This is a genomic window from Pseudidiomarina insulisalsae (assembly GCF_003987065.1).
Taxonomy (GTDB): domain Bacteria; phylum Pseudomonadota; class Gammaproteobacteria; order Enterobacterales; family Alteromonadaceae; genus Pseudidiomarina; species Pseudidiomarina insulisalsae.
In genome coordinates, this window is sequence record NZ_PIPY01000001.1 from 283,598 (window position 1) to 299,476 (window position 15,879).

The 15,879-nt window shown below is 54.2% G+C and carries 13 protein-coding genes; 8 read left to right on the plus strand and 5 right to left on the minus strand.

What is annotated here, in order from left to right:
• Window positions 1-1,743, minus strand: a complete 1,743-nt coding sequence (gene argS, locus CWI71_RS01235) for an arginine--tRNA ligase (RefSeq protein ID WP_126753424.1) — start codon at window positions 1,741-1,743, stop codon at window positions 1-3.
• A gap of 74 nt (window positions 1,744-1,817) precedes the next feature.
• Window positions 1,818-4,049: a primosomal protein N' gene (priA, locus tag CWI71_RS01240; protein ID WP_126753426.1), complete on the minus strand. Its 2,232-nt coding sequence runs from the start codon at window positions 4,047-4,049 to the stop codon at window positions 1,818-1,820.
• Window positions 4,050-4,211: 162 nt separating this feature from the next.
• On the opposite strand from priA, the gene rpmE reads away from it, so the two are divergent.
• Together rpmE and CWI71_RS01250 are read left to right on the plus strand one after the other, a co-directional pair.
• Window positions 4,212-4,433 carry a 50S ribosomal protein L31 gene (gene rpmE / locus CWI71_RS01245; protein WP_126753427.1) on the plus strand — a complete coding sequence of 74 codons (222 nt, stop codon included), beginning with the start codon at window positions 4,212-4,214 and terminating at the stop codon, window positions 4,431-4,433.
• Window positions 4,434-4,702: 269 nt separating this feature from the next.
• Window positions 4,703-5,947 carry a malic enzyme-like NAD(P)-binding protein gene (locus CWI71_RS01250; RefSeq protein WP_126753428.1) on the plus strand — a complete coding sequence of 415 codons (1,245 nt, stop codon included), beginning with the start codon at window positions 4,703-4,705 and terminating at the stop codon, window positions 5,945-5,947.
• Window positions 5,948-5,994: 47 nt separating this feature from the next.
• Here CWI71_RS01250 and CWI71_RS01255 read toward each other — a convergent pair whose 3' ends face one another.
• A complete protein-coding gene (locus tag CWI71_RS01255) occupies window positions 5,995-6,432 on the minus strand; it encodes a DUF6789 family protein (RefSeq protein WP_126753429.1) in 438 nt (145 codons plus the stop codon).
• 110 nt (window positions 6,433-6,542) lie between these two features.
• Window positions 6,543-6,797: a hypothetical protein gene (locus tag CWI71_RS01260; protein WP_126753430.1), complete on the minus strand. Its 255-nt coding sequence runs from the start codon at window positions 6,795-6,797 to the stop codon at window positions 6,543-6,545.
• Between the two features lie 272 nt (window positions 6,798-7,069).
• Between CWI71_RS01260 and argC the strand changes: the two genes are divergently transcribed.
• Genes argC through argH form a run of 5 tightly spaced genes read left to right on the plus strand, consistent with a single transcriptional unit; the run spans window position 7,070 to window position 12,890 of the window.
• Window positions 7,070-8,092 carry an N-acetyl-gamma-glutamyl-phosphate reductase gene (gene argC, locus CWI71_RS01265; protein ID WP_126753431.1) on the plus strand — a complete coding sequence of 341 codons (1,023 nt, stop codon included), beginning with the start codon at window positions 7,070-7,072 and terminating at the stop codon, window positions 8,090-8,092.
• Window positions 8,089-8,871, plus strand: coding sequence for an acetylglutamate kinase (gene argB / locus CWI71_RS01270; RefSeq protein ID WP_126753432.1), 783 nt, complete (start codon window positions 8,089-8,091; stop codon window positions 8,869-8,871). The genes argC and argB overlap by 4 nt, the downstream gene beginning before the upstream one ends.
• A 49-nt stretch (window positions 8,872-8,920) precedes the next feature.
• A complete protein-coding gene (argF, locus tag CWI71_RS01275) occupies window positions 8,921-9,835 on the plus strand; it encodes an ornithine carbamoyltransferase (RefSeq protein WP_126753433.1) in 915 nt (304 codons plus the stop codon).
• A complete protein-coding gene (locus CWI71_RS01280) occupies window positions 9,832-11,052 on the plus strand; it encodes an argininosuccinate synthase (RefSeq protein ID WP_126753435.1) in 1,221 nt (406 codons plus the stop codon). The genes argF and CWI71_RS01280 overlap by 4 nt, the downstream gene beginning before the upstream one ends.
• Window positions 11,049-12,890 carry an argininosuccinate lyase gene (gene argH / locus CWI71_RS01285; protein ID WP_126753436.1) on the plus strand — a complete coding sequence of 614 codons (1,842 nt, stop codon included), beginning with the start codon at window positions 11,049-11,051 and terminating at the stop codon, window positions 12,888-12,890. The genes CWI71_RS01280 and argH overlap by 4 nt, the downstream gene beginning before the upstream one ends.
• 20 nt (window positions 12,891-12,910) lie before the next feature.
• Here the strand turns inward: argH and metJ are convergent, their stop codons facing one another.
• Window positions 12,911-13,231: a met regulon transcriptional regulator MetJ gene (metJ, locus tag CWI71_RS01290; protein WP_126753437.1), complete on the minus strand. Its 321-nt coding sequence runs from the start codon at window positions 13,229-13,231 to the stop codon at window positions 12,911-12,913.
• Between the two features lie 189 nt (window positions 13,232-13,420).
• Here metJ and metL point away from each other — a divergent pair, with 189 nt between their 5' ends.
• Window positions 13,421-15,874, plus strand: a complete 2,454-nt coding sequence (metL, locus tag CWI71_RS01295; protein WP_198678703.1) for a bifunctional aspartate kinase/homoserine dehydrogenase II — start codon at window positions 13,421-13,423, stop codon at window positions 15,872-15,874.
• The last annotated feature ends 5 nt before the right edge of the window (window positions 15,875-15,879 follow it).

Consider the following 15,879-nt stretch of genomic DNA (forward strand, 5'->3'; position numbering starts at 1 on the left):
TTACATTTTATCCAGCGTTTCAATACCCAGCAGCTCTAAGCCCTGACGTAAAGTTTTTGCCGTTAAGGCGGCAAGTTTCAGGCGACTTTGTTTCACCATATCATCTTCGGCCTGCAAAATCGGGCAAGCTTCGTAAAAACTTGAGAAGGCGCCAGCCAGGTCGAACAGGTAACCGCATAAAAAGTGCGGCATGGCTTTGTTGGCGACGCTGTGCACTACTTCGTTAAAGCGTACCAGCAAGTTCGCCAATGCCAGTTCACGCTCGTCTTCTAGTACAAACTCACCGGTCAGGCTGTCGGGCTGCACGCCCGCTTTGTTAAATACGCTCATGACCCGGGTGTAGGCATACAGCAAATAAGGCGCAGTGTTGCCTTCGAAGCTGAGCATGGTGTCCCAGTCAAAAATGTAGTCGCTGGTGCGGTTTTTCGACAAATCGGCGTACTTCACTGAGCTGATGCCGACCACTTTGGCGACCTGCGCCTGCTCTTCCATGCTCAGATCCGGGTTCTTTGACTGCACCAGCGCCAGCGCACGTGCTTCGGCCTGATCTAACAAATCGGCCAGCTTGGTTACGCCGCCTTCACGGCTTTTATAAGGACGCCCATCTTTACCCATCACGGTACCAAAACCGTAGTGGTCCATTTGCAGATCGTCACGGGCAAAACCAGCTTTTTTCGCCAGCGTAAAGATTTGCTGAAAGTGCAGGCCCTGCCGCTGATCAACAAAGTACATCAGGTGGTCGCCTTTCAGTACGTTCTGCCGATAGCGCACGGCGGCCAGATCCGTGGTGGCATATAAATAGCCGCCACCTGACTTCTGCACGATAACGGGCAAGGCTTCGCCTTCTTTATTCTTGAACTCTTCCAGGAACACACACTGCGCGCCCTGATCTTCGACCAACAACCCTTGTTCACGCAGATCTTCAACCACCTGTGGCAGGTCGTCATTGTAGGCACTCTCGGCCATGACATCTTCACGGGTCAGCTTCACGCCCAAACGGTCGTATACTTCCTGACAGTGGCTGAGTGAAACATCAATAAATTGCTGCCATAAGCGCAGGCATTTTTCGTCACCTGATTGCAGGGCAACTACCAGCTCGCGCGCACGGTCGGCAAATTCGGGACTTTCGTCGAAACGGTTTTTGGCGGCTTTATAGAAGGTTTCCAGGTTGCTCAGCTCCATCGCCAGCTCGTTACCTTCCAGCTCTTCCATGTGCGCTAGCAGCATGCCAAATTGCGTGCCCCAGTCACCTACGTGGTTCTGACGGATGACCGTATGGCCCAGAAACTCACACACCCGTGCGACCGCGTCACCAATAATGGCTGAGCGCAGGTGACCGACGTGCATTTCTTTGGCCAGATTCGGCGAGGAGTAATCAATCACTACGCGTTGCGGTTGATCGACGGCACTTACACCGACCTGAGCGTCCTGGTAGGCAGCTTCTAGCTGCTCGAGTAATTGATCCTGACTAATGACAAAGTTAATGAAGCCGGGGCCGGCAATATTTGCTTCGGCAATCAGGCTATTTTCCGGCAGCGCAGCAATGAGTGCTTCGGCTAACGCACGGGGGTTGGTGCCTGCGGGTTTGGCCAGCATCAGCGCCAGGTTGGTGGCAAAGTCGCCATGGCTTTTATCGCGCGGGCGGTCAAGCTGGATACGCGGGCTGATGTCAGCCGGCAGGGTACCTTGCTCTTGTAACTGGGCCACCGCGGCCGCCAATAATTGCTCCAACTGCTCTTTCATTTACGTCCAACCTTTATCATTAACTGGTTTTTACTGTCATTTATATGCAATTCGGGGAAAACCGCAGCATTTTACTAGCTAAAGTCCTGTGGGTCTACGTCCAACGACCAGCGGACGCGGCGTAATTCAACCAAGCTGCTGAGTCTGGGCAAGGTGTGCTGCAACAATTGCTGGCGTAACCCGCGTTGCTGGCACTGCACCAACAACTGGTAACGATAGCGCCCGGCGCGGCGCTCCATCACCGCTGGCATCGGACCCAGCACAAATACCTCCGGGTGCTCGGGCAGCAAGGCGGCAATGGCGTTGAGTGCGGCCTGCGCCTGCTGCGGATCATGCGCCTCGGCCCTGAACAATGCCAATTGGGCAAACGGCGGCAACTGGGTTAGCTGCCGCTCGCGCAACAGCGAGCGGGCAAAGGCACTGTAGCCATTGTGAATAAGATCCTGCAACAGATCATGTTCCGGATGATGGGTCTGCAATACTACGGTTCCCGGCGCGCTGGCCCGGCCAGCGCGGCCTGCCACCTGGGTAATGAGTTGTCCCAGACGTTCGGCGGCGCGAAAATCCGAGCTGTACAGCGCGCCGTCGACATCCAGTAGCGCCACCAGCGTCACGTGCGGAAAATGGTGGCCTTTGGCGATCATCTGCGTGCCCACCAGAATCGGATATTTGTTTTCTGCAGCATCGGTTAAATGCTTGGCCAGACTGCCTTTACGCCGGGTGCTGTCGCGATCAATGCGCAACACCGGATAGTCGGGAAATAATTCCGCCAGTGTTTGTTCCAGCTGCTCGGTGCCCGTGCCGCGGCCAACAAGCTGCGTTGAGCCGCAATCAAAACACTGTTTCGGCAAGCGTTGCTGGTCACCACAGTGATGACACTGCAACATCTGTTGGCGCTGATGCACTGTGTAGTAGGCGTCGCAGCGACGGCACTGCGCTAGCCAGCCACACTCATGGCATAGTAGTGCCGGGGCATAGCCGCGGCGGTTTAAAAACACCAGCACCTGCTGCCCGCGCTCCAGCTCTTTACGCATCTGCTCGATCAGAGGCACCGATAAGCCGCCTTTGAGGGGCAGCTGCTTGATATCCACCACTGTTTGCCGCGCCAGTCGTGCGCCGCCGGCACGCTGGGTGAGCTCAAGGTGGGCATAGCGTTTTTGCGCCACGTTATTAATGCTTTCCAGCGACGGTGTTGCTGAACCCAGAATGACCGGCACCTGCTCTTTTTGACCGCGCACCACAGCAAGGTCTCGGGCATGGTAGCGAAAACCTTCCTGCTGTTTGAGCGAGCTGTCGTGCTCTTCATCAACAATTATCATGCCCAGGCGCTGAAAAGGCGTGAAAATCGCCGAACGCGTGCCGATCACGATGGCAGCACCGCCGTTTTTGGCTTCCAGCCAGGCATCAAGTCGCTCGCGATCCGTCAGTGCCGAATGCAACATTACAATAGGTACGGCAAAGCGCTTCTGGAAGCGCCTTAGGGTTTGTGGGGTCAGTCCAATTTCCGGCACCAGTACCAGCACCTGTTTACCTTTGCGCAATACGTCAGCCATGGCCTGCAAATAGACTTCGGTTTTGCCACTCCCGGTCACGCCCTCAAGCAGGTAGGTCTGCGGCTTGCTCGCCGCACCAATGGCGGCGACCGCCAGTGCCTGTTCGGGGTTCAGCTGCAATGGCTCACTGCCTATTGCGAATGACCAGTCGGAGTCAGTTTGCGGGCTATGCTGGAAGCTCTCAATAAGCTCTTTATCCTGCAGTGCTTTCAATGCCGCCCCAGAGAATTCCTGCGCGGTAATGTCGCGGCGCAGAAGTGGCTGGTTGCGCAGCGCTGCTAACAGACGTTGCTGCTGCGGCGCGCGGCGCAGCTCATTCAGCTCGAGTTCGGCGCCGGCTGCGGTCACACGATACCCCTGCGTGGTCTGGTAACTGGCCGGCTCGCCCTGACGCAGCAGCACCGGCAGGCCATGGGCCAGCACCTCTCCTAACGGGTGTTGATAATAATCAGCGGCCCAATGTAATAACTGCCATACCGCCTCAGGTAAGAGCGGCGCGTCGTCAAGCACTTCAGCGACAGGCTTTAACTTGTATTCGGCGGAGGCCGCTGTTGCTTCACTTGCCGGGCTTCCCAGGCTAAAACCCACCAGCGCACGGTTACCGAAGGGCACTTTCACCCGTACCCCGCGCGCAGGCACTTGCACGCAGCTATAATCGAAGCTGCGCGCCAAAGGTACCGGAACCGCAACGCTGACCACCTGTTCGGCGGCGTCGGTAACAGCAGTGTGATGGGAAGCTGAGGCCTTGGTCATAGGGTTATTGTGCGGTCATGCGAGCTTGCGCGCAAGCGCGATCCTAAGCTTGATCATTGGCCCGGGTTCGGGTAGAATCCGCGCCCTAATTATTCGTTATTAACCACGTATGGTGTCCGGCACTGGATCGGATGGCGATGCGGCCCAATTGAGGTAACCCTTATGAAATCAGGAATTCATCCTAAGTACGAAGAAATGAACGTAACTTGCTCATGTGGCAACACGTTCACTACCCGCTCAACTAAAGGTGGCGAATTGCACCTTGACGTTTGTTCTGAGTGCCACCCGTTCTACACTGGTAAGCAGCGTATTATGGATACTGGTGGTCGTATCGACAAATTCAACAAGCGTTTCAGCGTGTTGGGTGGTAAGAAATCATCGTAAAAACGATGGTTTAACACCAAATTCAGAAAAAGGCGCCAAAAGGCGCCTTTTTTCTTTCCCTCATTCGCTTTATCCCTTTGTCAGCACCCCTTCCACAGCGGTGTATTTTTAAACTACTTTGCAATTTGCTTACCTGTCAGCAACTTCGCCACACCTATTGGGCATCAGGTAAGATTTGTTATTCGTGTCTGAACCTCTACAATGGCTTTTATTCACAAAATGAATGTTGGCTCTAGCAGTCACGTTTCAGTAAGAGGGTTCGTACATCCATGTCTGATTTTCGCAAGCAAGCGCTCGACTACCACGCCTATCCAACCCCGGGAAAGATCAGCATTGAGCTGACCAAGTCTGCCGAAACCAGCAAAGATCTGGCTCTGGCCTATAGTCCTGGTGTCGCCGAGCCGGTGCGCGCGATTGCCGAGAATCCTGACGATGTGTATCGCTACACCGCCAAGGGCAACATGGTTGCGGTCATCTCCAACGGTACCGCCATTCTTGGGCTGGGCAACTTAGGCCCCATGGCATCGAAGCCGGTTATGGAAGGTAAAGCCTTACTGTTTAAGCGCTTCGCCGGCCTTGATGCCATTGACATTGAAGTGACCCATCGCACCACGCAGGACTTCATTAATACCGTGGCGAATATCGCCGACAGTTTCGGTGGCGTGAATTTAGAAGATATCAAGGCACCGGAGTGTTTTGAAATTGAAGAAGCGCTGGTTGAGCGCTGCGACGTGCCGATTTTCCATGACGATCAGCACGGCACCGCCATTGTCACCGCGGCCGGTCTGCTGAATGCACTGGAAATTCAGGGAAAAGAGCTGCGTAAAGCACAAATCGTGTGTTTAGGTGCCGGTGCCGCAGCCATCGCCTGTATGGAACTTTTGATCAAATGTGGCGCGCAGCGCGAGCACATTTATATGCTCGACTCGAAAGGCGTTATTCACACCCGCCGTGAAGATCTAAACCCGTACAAGTCGCTGTTTGCTAATAATACCGACAAGCGCACGTTAGAAGATGTGATCACCGAAGCCGATGTTTTTGTGGGTGTGTCAGGTCCTGACCTGCTGTCACCCGACGCGCTGAAACTGATGGCCGCCAAGCCGATTATCTTTGCCTGCTCGAACCCGGATCCGGAAATTAAGCCAGAGTTGGCCCACGAGGTGCGTGACGATCTGATTATGGCAACCGGCCGTTCTGATTACCCGAATCAGGTCAACAACGTGCTGTGCTTCCCGTTCATTTTCCGCGGCGCCCTGGACGTTCGCGCCCGCGCCATTAACGATGAAATGAAACTTGCCGCCGTGGAAGCCATCCGCCAGCTCGCCAAAGAGCCGGTACCGGAAGGCGTACTTAAAGCCGCTGGCGTCGACAAACTCGAATTCGGCGTCGACTATATTATTCCCAAACCCCTCGACCCACGCCTGAAAACCCGCGTCGCCAAAGCCGTCGCCGAAGCAGCTGTCGCCACGGGCGCCGCCCGCATCGAGCTACCGAAAAATTATATGGCGGAGTAAAGACTCCGCCTTTTTTCGTTTATAGTGTGGTTTAAGCTTCCGACAATTCAAGCGGCACTGCGACTGATGAGACGCCCTGCGGTATAGCCTAAAACAAAACCAAAGATAATGTGTAATACCAGAGTAGCTATAGCTGGTCTCGGGCCTAGTTCCATGCCGATTGCAAACATACCGTTACCCATCATTGGCATGAGCACTATCATCATGATCAGCCAAAAGATAACTGCCAGCGCAATACCTAAAATAACTGGCTTTTGGGCAGGAACAAGCTGATGCAAAATTGTAAAAGCGATCCCATAGGCTACGATACCGATCAAAAAATGTACGAGCCATCCAATAGCCATTGAGGCATTCAGATAGTTTGCCAACATTTTGATGACATTAAGCTCAGGCATAATGCCCATACTGGATTTAATCATCATTAATATAGAAAGTACGATGGTTGCGACCAAGCCGGCAACCATGGAAGCGAGTAATTTATTCATAATCTCTCTCCTTTAAAATTCAGTAGTATCCGTAATGTCCTTTAGTAATATAGGACATATTGCTGATTACGCTTAAAAGATTGGTGACGCAGTGATAACCAAAATAGGATTTACTGGGCATACTTCCCGTAATTGCTCAGCATTTCTCGCAGGATGACTTTACTCCAGAACATAACCTGCTCAGGGTCGTAGTTCTCCGTTTTGGGCTGATAAGTAATAAGCAGCGGTGCGCCAGCGTCGCAGTACGGGCTCGGATCAAAACCGTCCCATGACAGGCCCAAACCTATGACCGGCTGGCCCGCAGCTAACCCCAGCCGATTGCCTACGCGTTCGCCAAATCCCGCGTGGAAAACCCGTAGACCCATTTCGCGAGCCTGTGCAACGGAGTCAAAACATTGAAAGTGCGTGTACTGAGGTTTAGTGGCGCATGCCGCCAAAACTAAGCTAATTGCCATGAGTGATAGTAGATATCGCAAAAGTTTCGGTCCTGATGTTAATTAATCATCAACCCCAAGTTAATACCTATAAAGATTGAAGTAAAGAAATGCTTCCTGAGCACAAAAAATATATTTATGCTTGTTTTGTGCATTTATATTCATTAAACTTGCCTCATTATTTGCTCAACAACTAACCGTAGATGAACCAGCAAGAATCTATACAATGCGCAGTGTTTGGTGCCAGTGGCTACAGTGGTGCCGAACTCGTGTGGCTATTGCATAATCATCCACATTTTTCGTTGAGCTATGGCTTTACCTCAGGCGCACGTGAAGCAGAGTCGATAACTGCACTGTACCCGCAACTGGCGGGTCGGTGTGAACTTGTTCTGCAACCCTGGCATCCGGACCTGCTGCCGCGCTTGCCGCAGCAGGTCCGGGTGGTTTTTTTAGCGCTTCCTCATGAAGCCAGCGCCGGACTGGCGCCAGAATTGATCGCTGCTGGGTTGGTGGTGTTTGATCTTTCTGGTGCGTTTCGGCTTGGCGACCCTTTACAACATCACCAGTGTTATGGCTTTCAACAGCCCGTGTTAGAACAACCTGTGCCTTATGGGCTGGCTGAGTTTACTGAGCTCACCGGAAATGAGTCGCTGATAGCTGTACCCGGTTGTTATCCGACTGCGGCGGCGTTGGCATTGCGTCCGGTGATGCCATTTCTGACCGACGACTGCACGCCCATTGTGAATGCGGTCAGTGGTGTCTCGGGAGCAGGCCGTAAAGCAGCCCTGCACACCAGCTTCTGTGAAGTGAGCTTACAAGCCTATGGCGTGGCTGAGCATCGGCATCAGCCGGAAATTGCGCAGTCGGTGGGCCATGACGTGGTTTTCGTGCCCCATTTAGGCAACTTCAAGCGCGGCATACTGGCAACGATTTATGTCCAACTCAAAGACGGTGTTAATGAGACCGATGTCAGTGATGCTTTTCACAACTGTTACGAAGATAAGCAACTGGTGCGAATCGTCAGCACGCCGCCGAAATTGCAGCAAGTCGTCGGCACGCCGTTTTGCGACATTTACTTTAAGCTGCACGGCCGGCAACTGATCCTGTCAGTGGCCATTGATAACTTGCTCAAAGGTGCCGCCGCGCAGGCGGTGCAGCTGGCCAATCAGTATCTGGGCTTTGCGCCGCAAACAGGGCTGTTGCCTGGTCCGGGAGCCGTGGTATGAGCTCGCCACTAATTATTAAACTTGGCGGCCGGGTCTTAACCGACAGCCTGGCGCTGCAGCAACTGCTGACCACGGTACAACGACTGGCGGCGTTACGCCCGCTGGTGCTAGTGCATGGTGGTGGCGATCAGGTACAGTCCCTACTGCAACAGCTAGGCCACGACAGCGTGAAAGTCGAAGGTCAGCGGGTCACCCCGGCGGCACATATTCCGATTGTCGCTGGCGTCCTTGCCGGTGATATCAACAGTCAGCTTTGCGCGCTAGCGCTGCAGCATGGTTTGCAGCCCGTGGGCCTGACGCTGCAGGCCGGTGACACCGTGCGTTGTGAGGTGGATACCTCGCGCGGTGCGGTGGGTATTCCACAGCCGGGCTCAGGCAAGTTGCTGCAGTTGCTGATTGAACAGAACTACTTACCCGTTCTGAGCTCGCTTGGCGTCAGTGCCAGTGGTGAGCGCCTGAATGTTAATGCCGACCTTGCCGCAGCAGTGGTTGCACAAGTGTTGCATGGCGATCTGATTCTACTGACCGATGTGGCCGGCATTCTCGACCACGCCGGCCTTCTTATTGACATCATTACTGCCGAGCAGGCGCCGGAACTTATCAGTAACGGCACCGTGCGTGACGGCATGGTGGTGAAGCTGACCGCGGCCTTGCAGGCTGCACAAATGTTACTGCCCACGGCCGCTCGACGAACGATCGCGGTGGCCGGCTGGCACGATGCCAATGCGCTGACAAGACTAGCGCGTGGCGAACCCGCCGGAACCCGCATCCACGTTTAACGTAACCCTTTTTTCGTCGTCGATTTCGCAATTTTTATCAGGAATAGTTATGCAAGATTTATTAGCCATGCGCGATTTAAGCAGCGCACAACTGAATCACATTCTGGATCTGGCCCAGACCATTAAAAAGCAACCGAGCGACTGGCAGAACCATTTGCAGGGCAAAAGCGTCGCGCTGGTATTTGAAAAGCCGTCGCTGCGCACCCGTGCCAGCTTCGCTGCAGGCATTCACCGTTTGGGCGGTCACAGCATTTACCTTGATGCCGGTAACCTCATGGGCAGTCGCGAGCCGGCCAGTGACGTCGGTGCCAATCTGGCGCTCTGGCATGACGCCATTGTCGCGCGGGTCTTCTCACAGGCCACGCTTGACGAGCTCGCCGCGGCGTCTGACAAACCGGTCATCAACGCGTTGAGCGACCTTTGCCATCCTTGCCAGGCGCTGGCTGACTTACTGACATTAACTGAGCATGCCGGCGACTTAGGTAAGTTGACACTTACTTACGTGGGCGACGGCAACAATGTCTGTCAGGCGCTCATGGCGGGTGCCGCCTTAGCGGGCATGAACCTGCAGATTATTGCGCCACAGGGCTATGGTCCCGATGCCGATCTGCTTGCGGACGCGCAGCAAGTCGCCCAACGGTCGGGCGCTGTGATCAGTGTGCATCATGACTTCAGTGAGCTTGACCAAAGCGACGCTATTTACACCGACACCTGGTTCTCAATGGGCCAGGAGCGGGATAGCAATCAGGTGATGCATGATTTTGCGCCCTATCAGGTCAATCAGGACCTGATGAAGCAACTCGGGGCTAAGTATTTTATGCATTGCCTGCCCGCCTATCGCGGCCGCGAAGTCACTGCGGAAGTGATTGATGGTCCGCAGTCACTGGTGTTGCACCAGGCCGAGAACCGGTTGCATGCGCAAAACGCTGTTTTAGTTGAGTTATTTTCAGGAGCCCACGCATGAGCAAGTCAGTCAGTAAAGTCGTTTTAGCCTACTCCGGTGGTCTGGATACCTCGGCCATTGTGCCTTGGTTGAAGGAGAATTATGACTGTGAAGTGGTGGCCTTCGTTGCGGATGTGGGTCAGGGTGAAGAAGAACTGGCCGGCGTTGAGGAAAAAGCGCTGGCTTCGGGCGCCAGCAGTTGTTTTATCGCCGATCTGAAAGATAAATTCGTTAAAGAAGTTATTTTCCCGACGCTGAAGACAGGTGCCATTTACGAGGGGCAGTACTTGCTAGGGACTGCGCTGGCACGCCCGATTATTGCGCAAGCGCAGGTCGAGATTGCCCGTAAAGTGGGGGCTGACGCCCTTGCCCATGGCTGTACCGGCAAAGGCAACGATCAGGTGCGCTTTGAGTCATGCTTTGCGGCCTTAGCACCCGATCTACAGGTGATTGCTCCGTGGCGCGAATGGAACCTGCGTAGCCGTCCGCAACTGCTCGCTTATCTGGCTGAGCGCAAGATACCTTGTGCAGCATCAGCAACTAAGATCTATAGCCGTGACGCTAACCTCTGGCATATCTCCACCGAGGGCGGTGAGCTGGAAGACCCATGGAATGCACCCAGCGAGCAGGTCTGGAGCTGGACCGCGGAGCCAGAGCAGGCACCTGATGAAGCCCAGTATCTGACCTTATCATTCAATAAGGGTGAGTGGGTGGCGCTGAACGACAAGGCTATTGAGCCAGTGGACGCGATTGCGCAGCTCAATGAAATTGCCGGCAAACACGGTGTTGGCCGCCTTGATATGGTCGAGAACCGTCTGGTTGGCATGAAGTCGCGGGGTTGTTATGAAACCCCGGCTGGCACCGTGCTTTACGCCGCTCTGCAAGGGTTGGAGAGCTTGGTGCTGGATCGCGCCACCCAGGACTATCGCATTCGCCTGGGCAATGAATTTGCACAGTTATTGTATGACGGGCGTTGGTTCACACCGCTGCGCGACGTCATGCTAGCCGCTACCACTAAGCTGGCCGAACCGCTTAGTGGCGATATTGTGGTGAAGCTCTACAAAGGTCAGGTCACCGTTACTCAGAAACGCTCGCCAAACAGTCTGTACTCAAATGCCTTCGCCACTTTTGATGAGGACGAAGTCTATAATCAGAAGCACGCGGAAGGCTTTATTCGTCTGTACAGTCTGGCCAGTCGCATTCGTTCATTGCAGCAAAAGGGTGAGGGTTCGTCATGAGTTTATGGGGAGGGCGGTTCAGCCAGCCCAACGCGGCTGAATTCAAACAGTTTAATGACTCGTTACGCTTTGACTATCAGCTTGCGCCTTATGACCTGCAGGCTTCGCAGGCCTGGGCACAGGCATTGCTGGAAGCTGGATTGCTCACGACGACAGAGCATCAACAATTGCATCAGGCGCTGGAAGAGCTGCGTGTTGGCGTGGCCAACGACCCACGTTTACCGCTACAAAGTGACGAAGAAGATATCCACAGCTGGGTCGAGGCCCAGCTGATTGAGAAAATAGGTACAACGGCGAAAAAGCTACACACCGGCCGCAGCCGTAATGATCTGGTCGCCACCGATTTGCGACTATTTTGTAAAGCGGCGGGGACTGAGTTGATCAGCGCCAATTTAGCCGCCATTCAGGTGCTCTTGCAGTTCGCCGAGCGCTATCAGGCATCGGCCTTGCCTGGCTACACCCACCTACAACGCGCGCAGCCCATTATGGCCGGTCATTGGGCATTAGCGTACGTGCAAATGCTGCAACGCGACGTGGCGCGCCTGAAAGAAACCATGAAACGGCTCGATGTCTGCCCGCTTGGCAGTGGTGCACTGGCGGGAACGACTGCGGCCATCGATCGCGAAGCACTAGCCCATGCATTGGGCTTTCGCTATGCCTGCGAGAACAGTCTTGATGGCGTCTCCGATCGTGACTTTGCGCTCGACCTGTTGCATAGCGCCAGCACCGGCATGATGCATTTGTCTCGTTTAGCCGAAGACGTTATTTTTTACTGTTCCGGTGAGTCGGGTTGCTTTGCCATGAGCGATCGCATCAGCAGTGGCTCGTCGCTGATGCCACAAAAGAAGAACCCCGATTTATTTGAGCTGTTACGGGGTAAAACCGGCCGGGTGTTTGGTCATCAGCATGCGCTACAGACCACGTTAAAGGGTCTGCCGCTGGCATATAACAAAGACATGCAGGAAGACAAAGAAGGCTTGTTTGATGCCTTGCATACTTATTTGCAGTGCCTGCAAATGCTGACCTTCGCAGTGCCAGAGCTGAGCGTTAACGAGGCGCATGCGCGGCATCAGGCGACGCTGGGTTACAGCAACGCAACTGAATTGGCGGACTATCTGGTCAGTAAGGGCATTCCATTTCGCGACGCGCATCATATTACTGGCGCTGCAGTGCTTTATGCGCAACAGCAGGAAAAGCCACTTGAGGCTCTGAGCTTATCAGAGTTCCATGAATTTTCGACGCATATTAGCGACGATGTCTACAGATTTCTTGAACTTGATTACGGTGTCAGCCAACGTAAAGCCTTGGGCGGCACCGCGCCAGCGGCGGTTCGCACCGCAATTAAACATGCCAGCGACTGGTTGCATGCTGCTGAGGCAGCGAGCAAGCATGTCCGGCAGGCTCGGTTGAGTGATGCCGATAAAATCTGCGATCTGATCGCTTACTGGGCCGAACAGGGCGAGAACTTGCCGCGTGATAAAGCCGACGTGCTACAAGCTATTCAAAGCTTCGCGGTGGCCGAAATTGATGATGAGGTCGTCGGCTGCGCGGCACTGTATGTCTACAGCACCGGTCTGGCTGAGATCCGTAGTCTGGGGCTGTTTCCGCAGGCACAGGGTAAGGGACTGGGCGCCGAACTGGTGGCTTTTCTGCTGTGGAAGGCGCGTGAGCTTGGCATTGCCCGTACCATCGTGCTGACCCGGGTACCGGAATTTTTCGGCAAACTTAACTTTCGTCTGACGGTAAAGGACAAACTACCGGAAAAAGTCATGAAAGACTGCGAGCTTTGCCCGCGCAAGCATAACTGCGACGAAACCGCGCTCGAGTATTTGTTGTAATGTCGGTAGACGGCCTCGATTCAGTCGAGGTCGTCTTCTGCCGGAATGGGTAAACCACGACGCTTCAGTTCGTCGCGCACCGAGGCAGGTATTTTATGCGGGTTGTCTTTGCGCAGATCTTCATCTTCCGGCAATGGCTGACCGGTAAAGGCATGCAGGAATGCCTCGCACAGCAGTTCACTATTGGTCGCGTGACGGAGGTTTTTCACCTGGCGGCGGGTGCGCTCATCGGTGAGAACTTTCAATACACGCGTTGGAATCGAAACCGTGATTTTCTTCACTTTTTCGCTTTTCTGACCATGTTCTACATACGGGTAAATGTACTCGCCATCCCACTCCATACCGCACCTTCTGATTGAAAGCCCCACATAATGTGATGAATTGTACCCAGCTGTACGGTACAGTCAACTTTATACGCTTAGCTGTCTATACGGCTTTAATCTGCTAACCTTGCGTAAGAGTACTTTATTGCGTAAAACGGGCACCGTATAATCGCGACTTTTAACCTTTTTGGAGAGCGCAAACGCATCATGGAATTAGAGGTTTCGGACGATCAGATCCAGGCTGTTGCAGAACAGGTTCAAGTACATAAATTCGGCGGCAGCAGCTTAGCTGACGCTTATTGTTACCGCCGCGTGGCCCGTATTGTTACGGAATATGCCGGCGCCAGCGATCTGGTGGTGGTGTCTGCAGCGGGCGACACGACTAACCGTATTCTCGCCATTATAGATGCTAAGCAAGAGGCCGATGAAACCGGCGATGCCGGTATGGCTGAGGTGCTCCTCAAGCAATTGGAAAAATACCAGCAAGGGCTGATCAGTGGGCTTTTGACCGGCGCACACCAGGAGCGCGTGATGGCGGCCTCGGTCGAGGATTTTGAGCGCTGGTGGAATTGGCTTGCCGGTGGTGAAACCATTGAGCGTCGTCCGGAATTACTATCTTACGGTGAGCTTTGGTCAGCGCGTCTGTTGTCTGCTCTGTTGCAGCAACAAGGCACTCAGTCCGACTTTATTGATGCGCGTACGTTTTTAGTCGCCGACGACGCGCCGGAACCTTTTATTCGTACTGAAGTTTCCCGTATTGGTCTGCTCAACCGGATTGCGCCGCATGCCGGTACCCGCTTTATTGTCACCGGTTTTATCTGCTCCGACCCTGAGGGGCGCTCGCTGATCCTGGGTCGTAATGGTAGTGACTATTCAGCAACCCTGGTCGGTAGTCTGATTGACTCTAAGCAAGTCACCATCTGGAAAGACGTCGCTGGCGTATACTCTGCCGACCCGCGCAAGGTTGAGCGGGTGGTGAGTTTGCCGATTCTGGACTGGCAGGAAGCCGAAGAACTGGCGCGCCTGGGCAGTCCGGTACTGCATCCGCGTACCTTCCAGCCGGTCGATCGCGAGCGTATGGTGATTGCCGTGCGCTCCAGTTTGAAAGTTGAGAATCAACAAACGCGCATTGGTCGTTACGATGACACGGAGCCGACCGGCAAAGTCTTAACCGCCTTATCTGAGGTGGTGCTGTTCCGGGTTGATCTGCGTGACGCCAAGCTGATTGAAGCCTTTGAAGAGCTGGATCTGACACCGCTTATCAGCTGGAACGAGGTGGCGCAGCATCATGCCTATTACGCGTATCACCAGAACCATCTGGAGTTTATGGAGCAATGGCTCGACGCCCAGGACCTTAAAGGTAGTGCCAGCAAGCTGACCGGCTATTCGATGCTGGCGTTAGTGGGGAACCGTATTCAGGAAACCGAGCAGTACGCCACCTTCAAACAGGAAACCGGCGAGCAAGCACTACGCCGTCTGGCAATTACCCCGGACAATAACGCGGTGGTGGCCATTTTAGAGCAAAAGCTCGACAACCGCCTGCTGAACAAAATCCACAGTCAGCTGTTTAGTTACCGTCGCAGCCTGGGTGTGCTCGTGGTCGGTCGCGGCAACATTGGTAGTGCCTGGCTGTCGCTCTACCGGCGTTTACGCGAGCGCATTAACGAGCAAATGGACGTACGCATTATCGGCATTCTCAACTCAACCCGCATGTGGCTTGACTACAACGGCGTTGATTTAACCGACTGGCAGGATAACTTTGAGCGCCTGGCGCGTCCCTATGAGATGAGTCAGTTGATTCCCGAGCTACCGAATGCGCCGTACGACGAGCTGGTCATGCTCGATTTAACCGATGCGACCGCGGTGGCGCAGTTGTATCCGAGCTTTTTCGCCAACGGCCTGCATATTATCAGTGCCAACAAGCGCGCCGGCGCCTCGAGTGAGAGCCAGTACGACGAAATTCGTACCATTCAGCGCGAATACGAGCGCGAGTGGTATTACAACACCACAGTCGGGGCAGGTTTGCCGCTGAATTATGCGCTGAACGACTTGCGTAACTCTGGCGACAGTATTCGCAGTATTTCGGGTATTTTCTCAGGTACCATGTCGTGGCTGTTTGAGAACTTCAATAGTGAAGTGAAATTCAGTGATCTGGTGCGCGAAGCTAAGCAACGCGGTTTAAGTGAACCTGATCCGCGCGAAGATTTGTCCTGTCAGGACATTATTCGCAAGCTGCTGATTCTGGCGCGCGAAATTGGCCTGCGGCTCGACTGGAAAGACATTGACGTCGACAGTCTGTTGCCGGAGCACCTGGCAGATATTCCGCTTGATGAGTTTATGCAGCGCCTGCCAGAGCTTGATGACGGCATGCAGGACTTGTATCAGGACGCACAAAAAACCGGTAAAGTTCCGCGCTTGCTGGCAAGTTTTGCGGTTCAGGACGACGACAGCGTACGCGCTCGGGTGGGTATTGAGTATATTCCTGAGGGCGACATGCTGGCGAACCTGATCCCGGGTGAGAATATTTTTGTTATTTACACCGACTGGTACCACGAAATGCCACTGGTGATCAGTGGTCCTGGCGCTGGCAAGGAAGTCACTGCAGGCGGCGTGCAGTCCGATTTGAATCAGTTACTGAGCCGCCTGAGCAAAAAGAGTTAAAGCTC